Annotated in this window: 17 protein-coding genes and 1 other RNA gene; 8 read left to right on the top strand and 10 right to left on the bottom strand. The window is 68.8% G+C overall.

Translation table 11 applies throughout. From position 1 onward, the window contains the following. Nucleotides 1-100 precede the first annotated feature (100 nt). Nucleotides 101-571 carry an SsrA-binding protein SmpB gene (smpB, locus tag J9315_RS05035; protein WP_211978916.1) on the top strand — a complete coding sequence of 157 codons (471 nt, stop codon included), beginning with the start codon at nucleotides 101-103 and terminating at the stop codon, nucleotides 569-571. A gap of 130 nt (nucleotides 572-701) precedes the next feature. After that, nucleotides 702-1079: a transfer-messenger RNA gene (ssrA, locus tag J9315_RS05040) on the top strand. A gap of 121 nt (nucleotides 1080-1200) precedes the next feature. Here ssrA and J9315_RS05045 read toward each other — a convergent pair. Further along, the gene (locus tag J9315_RS05045) at nucleotides 1201-2853 is read right to left on the bottom strand and encodes a thiamine pyrophosphate-binding protein (protein WP_211978917.1); all 1653 of its coding nucleotides are present in this window, start codon (nucleotides 2851-2853) and stop codon (nucleotides 1201-1203) included. Nucleotides 2854-3591: 738 nt separating this feature from the next. Between J9315_RS05045 and J9315_RS05050 the strand changes: the two genes are divergently transcribed. The 5 genes from J9315_RS05050 (at nucleotide 3592) to J9315_RS05070 (ending at nucleotide 7539) form a co-directional block, all read left to right on the top strand. Continuing rightward, nucleotides 3592-4179: an alternate-type signal peptide domain-containing protein gene (locus tag J9315_RS05050; protein WP_211978918.1), complete on the top strand. Its 588-nt coding sequence runs from the start codon at nucleotides 3592-3594 to the stop codon at nucleotides 4177-4179. Nucleotides 4180-4260: 81 nt separating this feature from the next. Then, a complete protein-coding gene (locus tag J9315_RS05055; protein ID WP_211978919.1) occupies nucleotides 4261-4812 on the top strand; it encodes a hypothetical protein in 552 nt (183 codons plus the stop codon). Between the two features lie 8 nt (nucleotides 4813-4820). Further along, nucleotides 4821-5963 carry a hypothetical protein gene (locus tag J9315_RS05060; protein ID WP_211978920.1) on the top strand — a complete coding sequence of 381 codons (1143 nt, stop codon included), beginning with the start codon at nucleotides 4821-4823 and terminating at the stop codon, nucleotides 5961-5963. Next, nucleotides 5960-6907: a hypothetical protein gene (locus tag J9315_RS05065; RefSeq protein ID WP_211978921.1), complete on the top strand. Its 948-nt coding sequence runs from the start codon at nucleotides 5960-5962 to the stop codon at nucleotides 6905-6907. The genes J9315_RS05060 and J9315_RS05065 overlap by 4 nt, the downstream gene beginning before the upstream one ends. Beyond that, on the top strand, nucleotides 6904-7539 hold the full coding sequence (locus J9315_RS05070; RefSeq protein ID WP_211978922.1) for a signal peptidase I: 636 nt from the start codon (nucleotides 6904-6906) through the stop codon (nucleotides 7537-7539). The genes J9315_RS05065 and J9315_RS05070 overlap by 4 nt, the downstream gene beginning before the upstream one ends. A 16-nt stretch (nucleotides 7540-7555) precedes the next feature. Here the strand turns inward: J9315_RS05070 and J9315_RS05075 are convergent, their stop codons facing one another. From J9315_RS05075 to speB, 3 genes are read right to left on the bottom strand one after another with little or no spacing between them, the layout of a single operon-like run. Continuing rightward, nucleotides 7556-9055, bottom strand: a complete 1500-nt coding sequence (locus J9315_RS05075; protein WP_249121032.1) for a sodium:solute symporter — start codon at nucleotides 9053-9055, stop codon at nucleotides 7556-7558. 42 nt (nucleotides 9056-9097) lie between these two features. Next, nucleotides 9098-10759, bottom strand: a complete 1662-nt coding sequence (locus J9315_RS05080) for a thiamine pyrophosphate-binding protein (RefSeq protein WP_211978923.1) — start codon at nucleotides 10757-10759, stop codon at nucleotides 9098-9100. Then, entirely contained in the window at nucleotides 10752-11762 is a 1011-nt protein-coding gene (gene speB / locus J9315_RS05085; RefSeq protein WP_211978924.1) for an agmatinase, read from the bottom strand. The genes J9315_RS05080 and speB overlap by 8 nt, the downstream gene beginning before the upstream one ends. Nucleotides 11763-11912: 150 nt before the next feature. Here speB and J9315_RS05090 point away from each other — a divergent pair, with 150 nt between their 5' ends. Beyond that, complete coding sequence (locus J9315_RS05090) at nucleotides 11913-13322, top strand: PucR family transcriptional regulator (protein ID WP_211978925.1); 1410 nt, start codon at nucleotides 11913-11915, stop codon at nucleotides 13320-13322. A gap of 89 nt (nucleotides 13323-13411) precedes the next feature. Here J9315_RS05090 and J9315_RS05095 read toward each other — a convergent pair whose 3' ends face one another. Genes J9315_RS05095 through J9315_RS05120 form a run of 6 tightly spaced genes read right to left on the bottom strand, consistent with a single transcriptional unit; the run spans nucleotide 13412 to nucleotide 18841 of the window. Beyond that, nucleotides 13412-14521 carry a histidinol-phosphate transaminase gene (locus J9315_RS05095; RefSeq protein ID WP_211978926.1) on the bottom strand — a complete coding sequence of 370 codons (1110 nt, stop codon included), beginning with the start codon at nucleotides 14519-14521 and terminating at the stop codon, nucleotides 13412-13414. 20 nt (nucleotides 14522-14541) lie between these two features. Further along, on the bottom strand, nucleotides 14542-15348 hold the full coding sequence (locus J9315_RS05100) for a hypothetical protein (RefSeq protein WP_211978927.1): 807 nt from the start codon (nucleotides 15346-15348) through the stop codon (nucleotides 14542-14544). Further along, nucleotides 15345-16556 (bottom strand): VWA domain-containing protein, encoded by a 1212-nt coding sequence (locus J9315_RS05105; RefSeq protein WP_211978928.1) that lies wholly within the window; start codon nucleotides 16554-16556, stop codon nucleotides 15345-15347. The genes J9315_RS05100 and J9315_RS05105 overlap by 4 nt, the downstream gene beginning before the upstream one ends. Next, nucleotides 16553-17527, bottom strand: coding sequence for a VWA domain-containing protein (locus J9315_RS05110; RefSeq protein ID WP_198499310.1), 975 nt, complete (start codon nucleotides 17525-17527; stop codon nucleotides 16553-16555). The genes J9315_RS05105 and J9315_RS05110 overlap by 4 nt, the downstream gene beginning before the upstream one ends. Then, complete coding sequence (locus tag J9315_RS05115; RefSeq protein ID WP_249121033.1) at nucleotides 17518-17970, bottom strand: hypothetical protein; 453 nt, start codon at nucleotides 17968-17970, stop codon at nucleotides 17518-17520. Before J9315_RS05115 ends, J9315_RS05110 begins: the two co-directional genes overlap by 10 nt. Next, nucleotides 17957-18841, bottom strand: a complete 885-nt coding sequence (locus J9315_RS05120; protein WP_137826157.1) for a DUF58 domain-containing protein — start codon at nucleotides 18839-18841, stop codon at nucleotides 17957-17959. Before J9315_RS05120 ends, J9315_RS05115 begins: the two co-directional genes overlap by 14 nt. Nucleotides 18842-18847 lie beyond the last annotated feature (6 nt).

Below are 18847 nucleotides of genomic sequence, written 5' to 3' on the forward strand. Positions count from 1 at the left end.
TGCGTGTGCAGGTCGGCGGCGGTCGTCGGACCGCCGGTGGAGCACGTCGGACACGAGCATTGCACGAGAGCATCGGACAAGAGGAGAGAGGAGGCCGGTCATGCCGAAGGACACCGGGAAGAAGGTCATCGCGAGGAACCGCAAGGCACGCCACGACTACCACATCGAGGACACGTGGGAGGCTGGCCTCGTCCTCACCGGCACCGAGGTGAAGTCGCTGCGTGAGGGCAGGGCGTCGCTGACGGACGGGTTCGCGCTCATCTTCCAGAACGAAGCGTGGCTGGAGAACGTCTACATCCCCGAGTACCTCCAGGGCACGTGGACGAACCATGCCGCCAGGCGTCGGCGCAAGCTGCTGCTCCACCGCGAGGAGATCCTCAAGATCTCGCAGAAGGTCAAGGAATCGGGGCGCACCCTCATCCCGCTCGAACTCTACTTCGAAGGGTCGCGGGTCAAGGTCAAGATCGCTCTGGCCCGCGGCAAGCGCGACTGGGACAAGCGGCAGTCGCTGCGCGAAGCCCAGGACAAGCGCGAGGCCGAGCGGGCGATGAAGTCCAAGCAGTACCTCTGAGTCCTTCACCGGACCCACCCGGGAATGCAATTGGCCCGGTCGGTGTTGAGAGAGTATGCTGGTGTTCCTGCCCGGCGGCAGAGCCTGTTCGTCCAGGTGATGTCGGTGAGCAGGATTGGCAACAGAATATGGGGATGATCGGTTTCGACGTTGGACACTGCGTCGGGAGAAGCGGGCCGAGAATGCAGAGTCATCTCGTTAATGTCCTCTGCAAAACAATAGGTGCTAAATCTGAAAACCGCACCGATTTCGCCCTCGCTGCCTGATAGAGCGCGAGCTGCGAATCCGTCAGCCTAGAGTTGCCTCTGCTCTAGATCCTGGCGTCGCTTAAGAGGCCACTGCTTCAGATGCACGTTGGGGGCATCTGAGGGACTCTTACCCAACTCCGTTCGTTGGTCTACGTGTTCGTGCGATGACCAGAACCTAAGAAACTGCCTCACGAACTGCGCCCGGAGAAGTCCTGACAATCTGCCGACGGACGCGGGTTCGATTCCCGCCATCTCCACTCATGTCACGGCCCCGGCAGCTCGGTTGAATCCGAGCTGCCGGGGCCGTTGTCGTCCCATCAGGCGCCGCGGACAGGATGTGTTCGCCGAGCCGGGCAACGGAGGTCGGCCGACCCCGGTCCGTCACGAGTTCACGCGGATGATCTCCTCCTGGTACGGCGCGACGACGGTGCCCGAGACGCGGAGGTCGAGGACGAGGAACTGTCGCTGCTCGACCGGTGCGGCCGCCCACTCGGCGACGACGTCGAGGTCGGCGAGCGAGCGCACGACGACACCCTGGGCGCCGGCCGCGGTCGCCAGCGCCGCGAAGTCGATCTCGTCGATGAGCATCGGGGGAGTGGCGAGGCCCTTGCGCCCGTAGAGGTGCACCTCGGCGCTGTAGGCGGCGTCGTTGAAGACGACGGCCATGCCCCGGCCGCCGGCTGAGCGGATCGCCGTGTCGAGGTCCGACAGCGCCATCACCCCACCGCCGTCGCCGGTGGTGAGCACGATCGTCGCCTCCGGGTTCGCCCGGGCGGCGCCGGCAACACTGTGCCAGCCGAGCCCGATCGACTGGAAGGCCGTGCCGACCATGGCGATCCGCTCCGGTGCCGAAGGCTCCCAGAACATGTTCGCCCACGCGATGAAGTGCCCGCCGTCGGAGACGACGACCCGATCGGCAGGCATGAGCTCGCCGAGGCGGGCGGCAGCGGCCCGAGGATCGAGGCGGCCGTCGGAGCCGAACTCCCCACCCCGGTCATAGACCCGATCAGCGGCGGTGTCGACCCGGCCCCGCCACGTTTCCGTCGGGCCGGTCAGTCCCCGCACCCGCTCCGTCAGCGCCTCCGCCGTCAGCCGCGCGTCACCGCGGATGAATCCGCCGACGCGGGCGTGCGTCGCCCGGTCGTCGACGTCGACCTGCCACACCGAGGTGGTCGGGCCGAAGAGCTCCCCGAACCGCATCGTGAACTGATTGAGCGAGGCGCCGATGACGACGGCGACGTCGGCCTCGCGGACGCGGGCCATCGCCGCAGGCGCCCCGAAGCCCCCGGCGACGCCGAGGTCGTGCTCGGCGGCGGGAAAGATGTTGCGTCCCAGCGCCGTCGTCACGGTCAGCGCACCGGCTGCCTCGGCGAGGTCCCCGAGGGCGGCACCGGCGCCGGAGAGCCACGCGCCCCGACCGGCGAGCAGGAGCGGGCGCTGCGCTGAGGCCAGGGCCGCTGCGAGACGGTCGAGGGCGGCACCGGCGGACTCACCGCCGGGCGCGAGCGGACTCGGCCTTCCCGGACCCGGCACCTCGGGGATCTCACCGATCTCGAGCGTCGCGACGTCATAGGGGATCGCGAGGACGACGGGCACCCGGTAGGTCAGAGCATGCTCGATGGCCGTCACCGTCGCGGCAGCGGCATCGACCCGCCCGACCGTGTACGTGCGCACCCCGACCGCTGACGCCATCGCGATCTGATCGACATCCCATGGGCGGGGACCCGAGGTCGGCTCGTCGCCGACGACGAGGACGAGCGGAACGCGGGCCTGCGCGGCTTCGGCCAGCGCGGTCAGCGTGTTGGTGAACCCGGCACCGTACGTCGTCGTCGCCGCAGCGAGGCGACCCGAGGTGCGGAAGTGGGCATCGGCGGCGACGACGGCGCCGGCTTCGTGCCGGACCGCGGTGTAGGTCGCCGAGGTGGAGGTGAGGAGGGCATCGAGGAAGTGGGCGTTGCCGTTGCCCATGAGTCCGAAGACGTCGTCGATGTGCCGGGAGAGCGTGTGCGCGACGTGCGCCGAGGTGTGCGCCAAGAGAGGGCCTTTCGAGAGATATGGAGAGTGGTCCATATATGTCTCGCGTGAGGCTTCGCGCTCCTTTTTCGAGCACCGGCCCCCGGGACGCTGATTGAGGCGCAGCGCCGGGAACCTGACAGGTACGAATATAGGGCGAAGCAGTCGTCTGCGCCAAGTCCGGGGAGGCGAACCGAGGTGAATGAATGTGCACCGATCAGGTGCGCAATTAACAAGTGAATTCTCGTTGAACGGCATCATGAAATCGCACTGATAAAGTCTGTGATAGATATTTCAATTACCGTATAGAACTCCTGATCAATCCACCTGAAAGGCGCTTTGATCGTCGACAAGGCGGTGCGCTCAGCGGGAATCGGCTGTGCGCCGCCGCACCTCCAGGTGCCTTGTCGAAATATCCTCGACTGTCATTCGCGCGGCGATCTTCAGGCGTGTCGAGGCCGTGCGGACGGTGCGCCGACGAGCCTGTGTCGGATGGTCAGTGGCCTTGTGATCAGGCATGGTATCCGTTCAGCTGTTCTGACAAATGAATTGTTTGACAACATTGCCATTGCAGGTGTGATTCACGCAATGAAACAGTCATTGATTGTTACGAAACGATAACGAGAGTTTCTCGCTAACTGAAATGAATGTTAATCTCATTGTGACAGGTATGCGTTATCGAGAACGCAGTGCCCGCACCCACCCTCTCATTCCAACACCCTTTATTGGCAATATCCTCTGCCGGAAAGCGACACATCGATGAATGTCAACAAGAAAGCCGTCCTCGCCGGCGGAGCCGCCGCGGTCCTCCTCATCGGAGGCGGCCTCACCTTCGCACGCTGGTACGACGAAGCATCCCTGGGCAACGAGGCGGCCAACGTCCAGTCCGGTGAGCTCAACTTCTCCATCGACAACCTCTCCTGCCAGTGGGCCAACGGCGGCGACAACGTCGTCCCCGGTGACCTCGTCGTGCCCGGCGACACCATGGAGTGCACCGGCAGCTCGCAGGTCGTGACGAACATCAAGGGCAAGAACCTGCGGGCCACCCTCACCGCAGTGCCCACCGGAGCCCTCGCGCAGCTCGTCGACGACGACTTCGCCGTGCTCAAGGCGACCGTCAACGGCAGCAGCGACCCGATCGTGCTCACCGCCGCCAACGACGGCGACACCTTCGACGTCGGCTTCTCCATCTACTTCAAGGAGTTCAAGGACTCCGTGGACAACTCCCTCAACCGGGACAACCCCGGCACCGACACCGCACAGTGGTGGGGCGAGGAGAACCAGAACACGGACTACTCCTTCAACACCGGCGACATCAAGCTGCAGCTGGTGCAGAACGACCGCTGACGGACAGTCCTCCGGCTCGCAGCGGCCGGAGGACGACGTTGTCGTCGGTGACCGGATGAGAGCTGTCGGATGAGAGTGCGCGTGATCGTGGCCCTTGCGGCCGCCTTGGTGCTGCTCTCGAGCGGGCTCGGCACGAGTGCCAGGTGGTATGAGGAGCTGCGCTTCGCCGACGATCCGATCACGGTGAACTCCGGCGAACTCGGCATCGCCTCGAGCGACGTCTCCTATCGGATCCTCGGCAGGTACCCGACCGACACCCGCTTCGAGGGACTGACCGCGTGCACCGCTCCGCAGGGCTTCGCGCACTGCGCCGAGGCGAGTGCTGCCCAGGTCCGGGACTTCCGCTTCATGCGGGGGGACCGGCTGACCGTGGAATCCCGATTCGACGTCACGGCGACCGGGACGAATCTGCGGTATGCGATCACGGTGACGCCGCTGCCGCAGACCCCTTCACCAGGGTGGACGAGTGAGGACACGGTCACACCGGGCGGTGTGCTCACCGGTGCGCAGACCGTGACAGTCGAGCGCACACTCGAGTTCTCCGGACCCGTCGGCGCCGGAGACTGGGCTGGGGCCTTCGGCGACGTCACGGTTCCCGACATCGCTGTGCAAGCCATTCAGGAGGACCGTTGAGATCGCAGATGTCGGACAGACAGCGCCCGAGGGCCCGCGTGCTCGCCGCCGTGTGCGTGCTCGCTCTCGTCGCCGCGGTCGTCGCCGTCGCGCTCGTGCCCAGCGGTGCCACGTTCGCGCGGTTCTTCGACGAGGCCGGTGACTCCTCGGGATCGACCCTGTCCTCCCAGCAGATTGCGGCGACGACCGCGGGTATCATCACGCCTGACTACGGCGACTGGAACTGGTTCGACCGACAGACCAACGAGACCTCGCTGACGGTGACGAACTCGTCACCGACGTCGATGGTCGCCACCGTCGCCATCGGATCCGTGGCGCTCACGGGAGCGAACACCGGTCAGGCGTCGGGGAAAGCGCGGGCGTACGTCATCGACCGAAACGGCGCGAAGCAGCAGATCGCCTCGAGCGTGACGACGACACGGTCGACGACCCAGTTCCCCGAGGCGAACCTCAGCTGGACGCTCGCGCCGGGAGCCAGCCAGAAGATCGTCGTCGGCGTCGAATCGAACTCGACTCAGCTCCTCTATCAGCGTCTCGTCGGAGCCGCAGGGGCGAAGTTCGACTTCCGCTTCGCTGTGAACTGGCGCGTCGACGGACTCTCGAGCGCAGAGACCGCCGAGCTCTATCCCCACGGTGCCCTCGGCCCGAATCCCGGCGACCGGGCGGCATGCCCGGCCGGAGCCACCGCAGCGCAGGAGTGCCGTGGCGTCGCCGCGACGGTGAAGCGACCCGTGGTCACGGTGGCGACCGGATCGAACACCACAGGTGCCTGCAGTGTGACCGACAACTTCGATCTCTCCCACACGTTTTCGGTGAACACGTCGACGCTGGCGGCCTACAGCGGACTGGCGAAGACGGCCCGGGAGCTGCAGGGCTCGAACCCGGGCAACTACGGGTCCTACGCGCCGATTCCCGATGTGGGGTCCGGATTCACCGGCACCAGCGTCGAGGTCGTCCGCCAGCCTTTCGAACTCGGAGCGGGCTACGACCTGAAGTTCACCTTCGTCATCCGCGGAACCGGGGGAGCCGGGAGCCATGTGCCCGGCCCGAACGGCGAACGAGCCACCCAGTCGCCGGTGTACATCCTGTCGATGAAGCGTGAGCCCTTTAGCCTCTTCCCCACCTGCAGCGTCAGTCTGGCGTCGCTATGAGAGGAGTTCAGCACATCAGCGATGTCCTTTCCGCCGCGAGGGCGCTGCGCAGGACGGTGACCGTGCTCATCTCGCTGGCCGTCGCCGGGGCGCTCGCCCTGGTCCCCGCCCCCGCCTCGGCGGTTGCCTGTCCGTCTTCGATCGATGACGCGATCCGGGTGTCCGAGACCGACGGGGGCGAGGAGACCGCGCCCGGCGATCTCGCTCGGGCCTTCCCCGATGTGCCCGAGCTGCTCGCCCCCGGTGCGGGTGCCGACGATGCGCTGGCGATCCGCTCGATCGCCGAGGTGCCGGTGACCGCGACGCTCCGGGTCGCACCGGAGACGACGCCGGTGGAGAACCCCGACCGCGACCTCCAGGTGACGATCACGTGGGCTGGTCGCACCGTCGCCGAGGGAACCTACCGCGACATCGTCGGAACGAGCATTGAGCTCGGCTCCCTCGCGCCCGGCGCCCGCGAGACCCTTGCCGTCGACGTCGCACTGCCGGCTGTCGAGGAGCGGGACAACGACACGCAGAAGCGCACGTGGCCGCTGCGTTTCACCCTCGGGGTCGGCGCCGGTGGCGAATGCGTAGCCACGGCCGACGAAGACGCGCAGGCCGACGTCCGCGCGGATGCAGCGTCGTCGGCGGATTCCGATGCCGGTGCCGATGACACGGCAGGCGATGACGATACGGCCGATGCCGACGACACCGCCGGTGCCGCAGCCGACGCCGACGGAACCGACGCTTCCGCGGCCGCCGGGGGAACCACCTCGTCGCAGGCGGCTACGGCCAGTGACGCCTCGGCGACGAGCACGGGCGACGGGGGAGGGGCGCTGCCGCGAACCGGTCTCGAGAGCGCAGGACTCGTCGCGCTCGCGGGCATCGCGATCGGACTCGGTGCAGTCCTCATCGCCGGCGCCCGCCGACGCCGCGCGGAGAAGGGAGAGACGACGACATGACCGTGAAACCGACCGAGGTCGCTCACGCGGACGGAAGTGCCGACCGCCTCGGCGCCGCCCCCGTCAACCCGGACGCCGACCCGGTGGAGAGGCGGCCCCGACCCAAGCGCCGCCTGCGGACCGTCATCTCCTGGCTGTGCGGGGTGCTGCTGACCGCGATCATCGGGGTGCTCCTTGCCTCCGTCGTCGTGCCGCTCGCCATGGGTTGGGTGCCGCTCACGGTGCTCACCGGGTCGATGGAGCCGACGATCCCGCCGGGGTCGCAGGTCGTCGTCAAACCCCTGCGGCCGGAGCAGACCCAGGGGCTCACGAAGGGGCAGATCATCACGTACCTGCGCAAACCGGGCACGGACGACATGATCACCCACCGGATCATCGACGTCGCCGAGGTGGACGGTGAGACCGTCTACCGCACGCAGGGAGATGCGAACAATGCTCCCGACCCCGACCCGGTGCGCAGTGTGCAGGTGCGCGGCGTCGTCCGCTACCACGTCCCGCTCGTCGGCTATGTCGCGCAGCTGACGACTCCCGACCAGAAGCGCACGGGTATCTGGATCGTCGCCGGTCTCCTCATCGCCTACGCGGTGTGGGAGGTCTGCCGGCCGAAGCGGAAGGGCTCCGGCCGGCACTGAGCACCGGCTCAGCCCCTTACCGGCTCAGACGCTCCCGCCATGCGGCCATGATCTCCGGCGACGTCGGCTTCGAGACGAGTGAGCCGACGAGGTAGCCGAGCAGAGAGGCGAGCAGGCCGAAGTAGATCGCCTCGTTGGCGTAGATGTCGACGGTGATCATGATGACGATCGTCGTCACGGAGCCGAGGATCATTCCGGCCATGACGCCGACGATGGTGCCGCGGCGGAAGACGAGTCCGCCGAGGATCGGCACGAAGAGTCCGGCCACGAGCAGGTTGTAGGCGACGGTGAGGGCTTCGACGACGCTCGGCATGATGAGCGCGAGCGCCAGGGTGACGATGCCGAGTCCGATGAGGTAGATGCGCGAATCGCGCACCTCGTCACCGGTCTCGCGGACGAGCGACTGGGCGATCGTGCGCGTCGTTCCGGCAGAGGCCGCCGCATCGGCACCGCCCGTCCCCTCCGCGGTCTGCGCGACCGGCACGATCTGCCGCTTCGCGAGCAGCGGCTCGACGATGTCCTGTCGGCACACGGTCGACGCGGCCAGCAGCGACCCCGATGCCGTCGACATCATCGCCGCGAGGGCCGCGGCGAGGACGAAGCCGGCGACGACCGGGGACATCGAGGCATCGACGACGGCGACGAAGACATCGTCGGGCACCGCGATGCCGGGCACGATGCGCAGTGCGGCCATGCCGATGAGCGCACCGGCGACGGCGTAGAGCAGGCAGTACACGCCTGCCGACAGCCCGCCCCAGCGGGCGACGGCCGGTGTGCGGGCGGTGAACACGCGCTGCCAGATGTCCTGGCCGATGAGGAGACCGAGCGTGTAGATGAGGATGTAGCCGAGGATCGCCTGCCAGCCGATGCCCACCGGGGACGTCTGCTCGGGCGGGAGCACGGAGAACAGCTCGCCGAGGCCGCCGGCCCGCTGCAGGACGAGCGGAAGCATGATGAGGAAGATGCCGACGGTCTGGATGAGGAACTGGACGAAGTCGGTGAGCGTGATCGACCACATGCCGCCGAGCATCGAGTACGTGATGACGATGCCGCCGCCGATGATGACCGACCAGAACCTGTCGAGGTCGAAGAGCGCGTGGAAGATCGTCGCGTACGCCACCGTCGACGTCGTCGAGATCATCAGCCCGTACGCGGTCATGATCGCCCCCGACACGAGCCGTGAGCCCTTGCCGTAGCGCAGTTCGAGCATCTGCGAGACCGTGTAGATCTCGAGCTTCTGGATCTTCGGGGCGAAGAGCAGCGAGAGCAGGATGATACCGAGGCCGATGCTGAAGACGAGCCACATCCCCGACAGGCCCGCGGTGTAGCCGAGGCCCACCCCGCCGATCGTCGAGGCCCCGCCGAGGACGACGGCGGACATCGTGCCCGTGTAGAGCAGTCCGCCCAGCCGGCGGCCGGCGACGAGGAAATCGTCCTGGTTCTTCGCCTTGAATCGGCCCCAGATGCCGAAGCCGACCATTGCGGCCAGGTAGACGATGACTACGAGTGAGTCCACGGTGACTCCTTCTTTCCGTGTGGGTTCTTCGGTGCCGCAGGCTCAGGTGCCGACGGTGATGTGGATGATCGTGGGAACGGTGCGGGACAGTGCCGCGGCGACGGCGTCGGGCAGCTCGGCCGGCATCTGCGACTCGGCCATCGTCACCCCGACCCCGCCCATCGACTCCCCGAGCTTCGCGAAGTCGGGGCGGGCGAGTTCGACGGCGAAGGGCATCATGTCCCGGTCGACCATCTGGGCCTCGATCTCGGCGTACCCGCCGTTGTCGACGATGACGAAGGGGATCCCGAGGCCGAGTTCGGTCGCCGTCATGATCTCCTGGATGGAGAACATCGCCGCCCCGTCGCCGAGGAGGCAGACGACCGGTCGGTCCGGAGCGGCGAGCTTCGCCCCGATCGCGGCGGGAATCCCGTACCCGAGGGTGGCGAAGCCCGGCATGTAGAGGAGCTGGTCGGGGGTGTGCGCTTCGAGCGCGTGGACCGTCCCGTCGTAGGTGACCTGGGACGAGTCCCCGGCGATGACGACATCGGATCCTGCGCCGTCGGCGACGAGGCGGGTCACCCGTGCCCCGATCGACTCGGCATCGAAATCATCGGCCCCGGATTCTCTGAGCGCAGCCGTGCGCTCGGCCCCGGATTCCCCCGCCGAGGCGGTCCCCGACTCGGTCTCGGGAGCGTCGTCGAGCGTGGTGATGAGAGCCGAGAGGAACTCCCCGGCGTCGGCGCACACGAGGATGTCCCCGCGGAGGTTCTTCCCCAACTGGTCGGGGTCGATGTCACAGCGGATGACGACCTGCTCAGCCCGGTCGTCGCGGACCCCGGGAGCCGTCTGCGCGCCGATCACCCCGCCCCACAGGTCGGAGTCGGCGAGTTCGGAGCCGACGACGATGAGCACATCGGCGGCAGCCGACTCGGCCTGGACGCTCGGGAAGCGGACATTCGATCCGAGCGAGAGCGGATGGTCCTCGGCGACGATGCCCTTCCCGTTGGCGGTCGTGACGACGGGAGCGTCGATCGCCTCGGCGAGGTCCTGGACCTCAGCGGCAGCCGAGCGCGCACCCCCGCCGGCGACGATGAGGGGACGGGCGGCGGTGCGGATCGCGTCGACGGCACGGGTGACGGCCTGGCGGTCGAGTTCGGGTCGCCTCGCCGGGATCGGCGCGGGCACACTGCCGTGCCAGTCGCCCTCGAGCACGTCGAGGGGGACCTCGATGTGGACGGGACCGGGACGGGATGACGCGAACAGCGCGAACGCCTCGGCGACGGCCTGGGCCGCACCTTCGGCGGTGCGGGTGCGCTGGGAGGACACGAGCAGGTGCGACAGCGCCCCGGAGGAGTCCTTCGTCTCGTGGAGCATTCCGATGTCGGCGCGTTCGAGCCCGGTGGGCACACCGGGGGAGAGGATGAGCATCGGGCGGGACTCCGCATACGCCGTCGCCGCCGCGGTGACGACGTTCGTCAGCCCCGGTCCCGAGGTCGTGATGACGACCCCGGGCTTGCCCGAGAGCAGGAAGTAGCCGTCGGCCCCGTAGCCGGCGCCCTGCTCGTGGCGGGGCGTGACCGCGCGGATCCCGAACTCCGGCAAGTGCCGGTAGAACTCGAGGTTGTGGGTGCCGGGGATCCCGAAGATCGTGTCGACATCGTGGGCGGCGAGTGCGGCGACGACGGCTCTGCCGCCGTTGCGGAAGCGATCGGCCTCAGGCACTGTGGACTCCTCCGCTCGGACCCGAGGGCTCGGTCATCCCGTTGGCGTCGGCCGCCCACAGGGAGAGGATCTCGTAGCCGGCATGGGCGGCGGCGATGCCGGTGATCTCCGCATGGTCGTAGGCGGGAGCGACCTCGACGATCTCCGCCCCGACGACGTTGAGCCCCTGCAGGCCGCGGATCGTGTTGAGCAGCTCACGGCTCGTCATGCCGCCGGCCTCGGGGGTGCCGGTGCCGGGGGCGGCCGCCGGGTCGAGGACGTCGATGTCGATCGAGAGGTAGACGGGGGCGTCGCCGAGGCGGCGTCGGATGCGGGCGACGACGTCCTGGACCGAGGTGAACTGGTAGTCGTCGCTGCGGATGATCTGGAAGCCGAGCACGTCGTCGTCCTCGAGGTCCTTCTTGCCGTAGAGGGGCCCGCGGATGCCGACGTGCATCGAGGCGGTGAGGTCGATGAGTCCCTCTTCGCTGGCGCGGCGGAACGGGGTGCCGTGCGTGTAGGGGGCGCCGAAGTACGTGTCCCACGTGTCGAGGTGGGCATCGAAGTGGAGGACGGCGATCCTGCCGTGGGTCTTGTGCAGCGAGCGCAGATTGGGCAGGGCCAGGGTGTGGTCGCCGCCGAGGGTGAGGACCTTCGCGCCGTCGGCGCGCAGGGCGTCGGCGTTCTCCTCGACCGTGGCGATCGCCTCTTCGATGTCGAAGGGGTTGACGCCGAGGTCACCGCAGTCGGCGACCTGCTGCCACGTGAACGGGTGGACGCCGGTGGCCTGGTTGTAGGGGCGCAGCAGCTTCGAGGACTGGCGGATATGGGCCGGTCCGAACCGGGCGCCGGGCCGGTAGCTGACTCCGGCGTCGAAGGGGATGCCGACGACCTTGACGTCGATCTTCTCGCCCGGCCGCTGGGCTTCGACCTCGTCGAGGCGCGGCAGGAGTCCGAAGGTCGGGGGTCCGGCGAAGCGCGGGGTCTGGCTGTAGTCGGCGGGGCCGAGGGGCTGAGACGGCATTGACTCTCCTTGCAGCGGGCACGACGCCGGGGAGACCGGCGCGGTTCGGGACTGATGTGCCATCAGCCTAGGACGTGTCATCCCGGTCACAGATATCCAGCTTGGACAGAAGCGACACCTCGGATGTCCACAGTGGATAGACTGGGCGTCATGGTCACCTTGGGACAGCTGTGGGCGCGGCGCGAACTCGCCCTCGAGATCGCCGTCGACCCGGTCGGAGCCCGGTCCCGGGAGGTCACGATCGTCCACTCCTCCGAGCTGCCGGAGGTCGACGAATGGCTGGCCGGGGGAGAGGTGCTCCTGACGATCGGCGTCGGCCAGGATCTCACCGCGGACTCCGCCGGCGACTACATCGCGAGACTCAAGCGAGTGGGCGTCCATGCCCTCGGCATCGGCCTGGGGCGCGACCTGCCGTCGGTGGAGCTGCCGCCCTCGCTCGTCGACCACGCCCGCGCTCACGACCTCGCGCTCTTCGGCGTGCCCGAACCCGTGCCGTTCGTCGCCGTCGTCGACGCGTTCACGCGGATGCGGGAGGAGGAGTCGAACCGTGAAGTCAGCCGGGCCGGGAGCGCGGGCCGGCGGTTCGCCACGGCGCTCGCGCGGCAGGGTCCGGCCGCGCTCGTCGCCGAGCTCTCCGCCGCCCTGGGCTCCGAGGTCCATTTCGTCTCCCCCACCGGCAGGGGGCTGACCGGGCAGAACGCGCCGGCCGATGTCCGTGCCGAACTCATCGCCGAGGCGGTCGGGACGTCACTGGCCCCGCGGTTGCTCCGTGCCGCCGGCGGTCGCTACGAGGCGGTGCCGATCGGCGACGACCGGGTCAGCGGGTGGATCCTCGCAGGGCGGGACGCGGCGGTGGCTTCGCGCACCCGGGGACTGCTGCTCGCGACCGCCGCCGCGCTCCTCGGCCTCTCGGTGATCGACCAGCCGCTGCGCCGCGGGGAGTCGACGCTGTTCTCGACGACCCTGTCGGCATCCGAGGCGCGCGCCGAATGGGTGCTGCGCACCGGCACCCCGGCGCTCTCGCGTGCCGAGTTCACGATCGTCGGCGGGGTCCGCGGGGACGTCGCCGAGCAGCTCTTCGGCGATCTCGGGGGCGGCACGCTCACCGCCCGGGCCGGGTCCATGATCGGCGTCCTCCACTCCGGCGATCCCCTCGTCGCCCGGGTCGCCGAGGTGACCGGGGTCGACCGGCTGTTCGTCAAGTCGCTGCCGCTGACGCAGGTCCATCACACGTGGACGGTGTGGCGGACCCAGAACGACACGGTGAACTCCGATGTCAGGGCCCTGCTGTCGGTGATCGACGAGGCGGCGGCGGTGCGCTTCGTCGATGAGGTCCTCGGTGCTCTGCTGGCCTCGCAGGACGGTCAGGACCTGCTGGTCACCCTGCGGTCGTTCATCGCCTCCGGCGGGGTCCGTGATGCCGTGGCCGCCGAACTCGGGATCCACCGGCACACGGTGCGGGCGCGGCTGCAGCGGATCGAACGGCTCCTCGGCCGCGACCTCTCCCGTCCCGACACGGTCCATGCCGTCGCGATCGCCCTCGAACTCGCGGAACTGTGAGCCCATAGCGTCGGTAGCTCGCGGCGCCGCGATCCCGCTATACCGGTAGGTCGCCGCGCCGCGATCCCGTGACGCTGGACCTGCAGCGCTCAGGCGAAGTGCGCGGCGCGGAAGTCCGCGGTGATCTCGAGGACCCGGTCGAGACCGGCGCGGTCGCCGATGCTGATGCGCACCCCGTCGCCGAGGTTGCGCACGGCCACCGCACGGGCGACGCTGGCCTCTTCGAAGGCGTCGGAGAGCTCGCCGAGCGGCAGCCAGACGAAGTTGCCCTGCGCCTCCGGCACGTCCCAGCCCTGGCCCCGCAGCTCGGCGGCGAACCAGTCCCTGAGCTCGGCGATCTCGGCTGCGCGGGCCATCACCTCGTCCCAGTGCTGCAGCGAGGTGAGGGCCGCCGCCTGGCTGAGGTCGGTGACGCCGAACGGGATGACGGCCTTGAGCAGACCGGCGATGATGCCGGGTGCGGCGACAGCGTATCCGACCCGCAGCCCGGCGAGGCCGTGGGCCTTGGAGAAGGTGCGCAGCAGGACGACGTTGGGGAAGTCGGCGACGAGGCCGAGCCCGTCGACGACGCCCTCGGCGGTCGCGAACTCCCAGTACGCCTCGTCGAGGGCGACGAGCACGCGATCGGGAACCTGGGCGAGGAACTCCCGGACCTCGGTCTCGCGCAGGGCGGGCCCGGTCGGATTGTTCGGGGAGCAGAGGATGATGAGCGTCGTCGCCTCGGTGATCGCCTCCGCCATCGCCGCGAGGTCGTGGGTGCCGTCGGGTCGCAGCGGCACCTCGACGCGGGTGGCTCCGGCGAGCCCCGTCGTCTGCGGGTACATCTCGAACGACGGCCACGGGTAGATCGCCTCGGTCGTCGCATCGGAGGTGATCTGCGTGAGGGCCACGAGGAGTTCGCTGGCACCGGTGGTGACGATGAGGTTGTCGACGCCCACGCCGAGGCGGTCGGCCAGGCCCGTGCGCAGTGCGGTGGCCGCGTCGTCGGGGTAGGAGGCGGGGGAGGACACGTGCTCGGCGATGGTCTGACTGACGGCCGGCAGCGGCGGGAGGTGATTCTCGTTCGAGGAGAGCTTGAGCGGTGCGAGCCCCGGGACCTCCTGCGGCTGGCGGCCGGGAATGTAGGGCGGGAAGGTCTCGAGGGCTGCTCGCAGATGCGGGAGGCGGGCAGGCTCGACGGAGGGCTCGGGAGTCGTCATGGACTCATGATGGCACACGCTCACCACGGCTTGTCGGGCGTCGTCCGTCCTCCGCTGCCGAACGGTCCCTGCTGCTGCTGTTCGCGGTTCGAATCCTCACCGCGCTGCCGCAGTTCGTCGCGCTTCTGCTCCTCCTCGGTCTGCTGGCCCGAGTCGCTGTTCTCCGACTGGTCCTCGCTGTCCTGGTCGTTCTGACCCTGATCGCCCTGGTCGGTCTGACCGTCCGAGCTGTCACCCTCGTTCTGCTGGTCATCGCCCTGCGAGTCCTGCGAATCGTCGCCGCCGGAGCTCTGATCCTGCGACTGGCCGCCGTCCTTCTTGTCCTGGACGCGTTCGGTGGCCTCGTCGCTCTTCTGCTGCGATTCGCTGTTGTCGGGGCGGCATTCGGCGGGCGCGTCGGCGAGCGTCTGCAGGGCCTGGTCGTAGAGTTCGCCGGACTTCTTCTCGTCCTGGTCGACGACCTGGTCGGCGAGCTTCTCGTAGACGTAGGACAGGTTGATGCGCACCGCGCACTCGTCGCGCGGCGGCGTGAGGTCGAGCGCGGTCTCGAGATCCTCCTGCGCCGGTTCGAAGCTGCCGACCGCGGCCTTCGCGGTGCCGCGGTTGAAGTAGCCGATGTGACGCTCGAGCGGACTGAGGGCGAGGAACGTCGTCGCGGCCCGCTCCGCCCCGGGAAAGTCGTTCGAGTCGTACCGGACCTGGGAGGAGGCCCCGAAGTAGACGATGGTCGCGATATAGGCGAAGACGAGGGTGAGCACGGTGCCGATGAGGAGATTGACCTTCGTCACCAGGCGCCGTCGCGTCCACAGACCCGTGATCCTGTTCATGACCGTCCTCCGTTCGCCGGCTCAGGCTGAGTGCGGGCAGGTGCGCCTCCGGCACCGGGATTGCCGGGACCCGCGCCGCCAGGACCCGCGCCACCGGGACCGCCCCAGCCGGTGCCGCCGGGTCCCGGACCACCCGGGTGCGGCGGTGCTGCGTGCGCCCGGCGACCGCCTCGGCGCGGGGGCATGACCGAGCGGACGCGGATGAGCTCGCGGACACCGAAGACCATCTCGACGGCGATCCACGCGAAGACGAGGATGAGCGGCACCCAGAAGTATTCGTCGACGGTGAGGCGGCCGTCCTTCTGCACGAGCCGCTGATCGTAGGTCGGAGCGGTGTAGGCCGAGGCCAGCGGTGTCGAGGCGTCGCGCAGGTGGTAGGGCAGGCCGAGGTCGGAGGCGATCTGCTGGAGGTTGCCCTCGTCGATCCGCGAGATCCCCGGATTGCCCTGGGCGTCGCGGATGTACTCCTCGGTGCCGCCCTGGTCGCCGCCCTGACCCGTGCCGTCGTGACCGCTGCCGCCGGGCCCGTAGCCGAAGGGCTGGGTCTCCTTCATCCGTCCGCCCTGGCTCGTGCCGTAGCCGAACACGGCGCCGCTGTCGATGCGGGAGGCGAAGGACGACCACGAATCGGGGCTGCCCTGCGCCGTCTGCTCGCCGTCGCCGAAGTAGAAGACGAGCGTCTGGTTGTCGGGACGGTCCTCGGCGTTCGCGCTCATCCGCTCCTCGAGCTCGTCGCCGGCCTCCGTGATCGACGACCCGTTCGAGTTCTGCGACATCTCGGGGGAGAGGACGTCGACGGCGGAGGCGAACGCGGCATGGTCGGTGGTCAGCGGCATCGCCGTCGAGGCCGTCGAGGCGAAGGTGATGATGCTCAGGCGCGCACCGGGCAGCTGCTCGGCGAGTTCGAGCATGTCCTCTTTGACGCCGTCGAGGCGGGTGCCGTCGCCGTCGTAGTCCTCCGCTGCCATCGACGTCGTCGTGTCGACGAGGAAGTAGGCGTCGGCGGCGGCCTCGTACTCCTCGGTCGTCGACTCGACGGGGAAGCCGGGCCGGGCGAGGGCGAGTCCGAGGAGGGCGACGACGCCGATGCGCGCGCCCCACTTCCACCGCGGACCGTCCCCGCGCACGAGCGGGATGATGCACAGGGCCAGGAGGATCGCGACGACGACGCCGACGCCGATCCAGCCGAAGAGCGGGTCGAAGATCATGAGCGCACCCTCCATGCGAGGACGAAGACGCCGATGAGCCCGAACACGGCGATCGCCAGCGGCACGGCGGGCATGTCGTGGACGATCGTGTACGAGCGTCCCGGCGTGTTCTCCGCCTCCTGGCTCTGGATCTCCGAGACGATCCTGTCGATCGTCGTCGCCGAGCCCATCTCGAACTGCTCGCCGCCGGTCCGGTCGGAGACCGAGCGCAGCTCCTGGGTCTGGGTCGTCGCGAGGATCGAGGGCGGGGAGAGGCTGTAGACGCGAACGCCGGCGTCGATGGCGATCGTCGTCGCCTCGTCGAGTTCGAAGAGGGGTTCGCCGGCGAGCATGTTGTCGGTGGCGAAGACGATCGAGCGGGAGCGGTCCTCGTCCTTGCGGTCGAAGTTGTCGATGCAGGACACGAGGCCGTCGCCGATGAGCGAGGATCCGCCGATGTTCGGCGGCGAGGTCGACCACGAGTAGTCGGTGCCCTCCGATCCCCAGGTCCGGAAGCCCTCTTCGGCCTCCTCGAGGTAGTTCTGCACCATGTCGTAGTCGTCGGTGAGCGGGAACGCCGAGACCGCGGTCGCGTTGAACACCGTCATCCCGATGCGCTCGCCATCGAAGCGGTCGACGAGCTGCTGGTAGGCGGCGAGCAGATCCGCGTCATAGCCGAGCATCGACCCGGACACGTCGAGGCAGAGCATGACGTCGCGCAGCTTCTTCTCGGGGTTGACCGTCTCGACCCACGCCGGACGCGCCACCCCGGCCAGCGCGCCGAGTCCGGTGATGGCGATGACCCCGAGGAACGCGGCCGTGGTGAGGAACTTCCGGCGCATCGCCCGGCGGAAGCCGGGCAGCTGCGTCATCCGGCCGCTGTGGGCGACGGCGAGGGAGGACTCGGTGCGCCGTGGACGGCGGAAGACGAAGACGGCGATGCCGGCGAGGACGAGGAGGCCCAGCGCCAGCCACCAGAGCATCAGGACCATCGCGCCACCAGCTTCCTCGCCTCGGCGATCTGCGGGCTGAGGTCCGTCGCCTCGTCCTCGGCGAACTCGGCTTCGTAGAGGCCCCAGAGGGAATCGGCGAGGTCGTCGAGCCCGGCGACCGCGGCGTCACGGTAGGTGAGGTGCTCGGCTTTGACGCCCCACGCGTCGCGGGCGAACTCGCGGACGATCTTCGCCAGCTCCTTCGCGCCCTCCCGCACATCCGTCCTGCCCGCGGCGAGGTCGGATTCGACGGCGGAGATCCGCGACATGTACGTGCTGCGCACGGGGATGGGGATCCGCGACGGCTTCTGGACTCCGGCACCGGAGGCCGCGCGCAGCAGCGGGGCGGAGAAGTTGATGAGCGCCGCGAGCAGCACGACGGCGGCGGCGACGTACCACCACACCGAGATCTGCAGCGGACCGATGAGTTCAGCGGGACCCACGACGATGCCTCCAGAGCAGTGCGTGCAGATTGCCGAGGGCCTGCTCGGGGTCGGCGACCTCGGTGTGGGAGATGCCGAGCTTCGTGAGCAGGTCGAGACGCTGGCGCCGGCGGGCCGCCTCGGCGGCGACGAACTCCCCGCGCACCTTCGGATCGGACATCACCGAGATCGGCAGCCCCACCTCGGCGCGGGCGACGTCATAGGGCGCCGAGGCGGTCGCGAGCTCCGCGAGATCGGCGTCGGTGATCGTGATCCACAGCATCTCGTGCTGGGCGCGCAGGCGCTTGATCGTCGCCTCCTCCTCAGGTCCGAGCGGGGCCTGGTCGGAGATGACGACGACGAGCATGCGATGGGTGATGTGGTCGGCGATCCACTTGAGCTGGGTGTTGATCGACCCGTCGACCGCGGTGCCGGACTCGGCGAGGATCTGCTGGAGGAGATTCTCGAGGTGGGCCTCGCTGCCCTTGCGAGGCGAGGCGATGGTCTGCTCGGCGTTGCCGTGGATGAGCATGACGTCGTCGCCGTGGCGCACCGCGAGGTAGCCGGTCATCCCCGCCATGAGGATCGCGAGGTGCCGTTTGTCCGCGCCCGCCGAGGTGATCGCGTCGAAACCGCGCGAGGAGTCGACGACGAGGGCGAGGATGTGGCGGCGGTGGGCGACGTAGCGCTTGACGAGCGGATCGGCGTGGCGGGCGGTGGCCTTCCAGTCGATGTCGCGGATCTCATCGCCGGGGATGTAGTCGCGCAGGTCGTCGAAGTCGAGGCTGTGGCCGTGGAAGACCGACGAGTAGTCGCCGTCGAGGAGTCTGCGCGTGCGCCGGTGGGCGTGGATGGTCATCCGCGCCTTGATCCGATTGAGCAGAGCCGTCATGTCGTC

It is taken from the genome of Brevibacterium sp. W7.2 (assembly GCF_018137945.1).
In the GTDB taxonomy this organism is placed as follows: Bacteria; Actinomycetota; Actinomycetes; order Actinomycetales; family Brevibacteriaceae; genus Brevibacterium; species Brevibacterium sanguinis.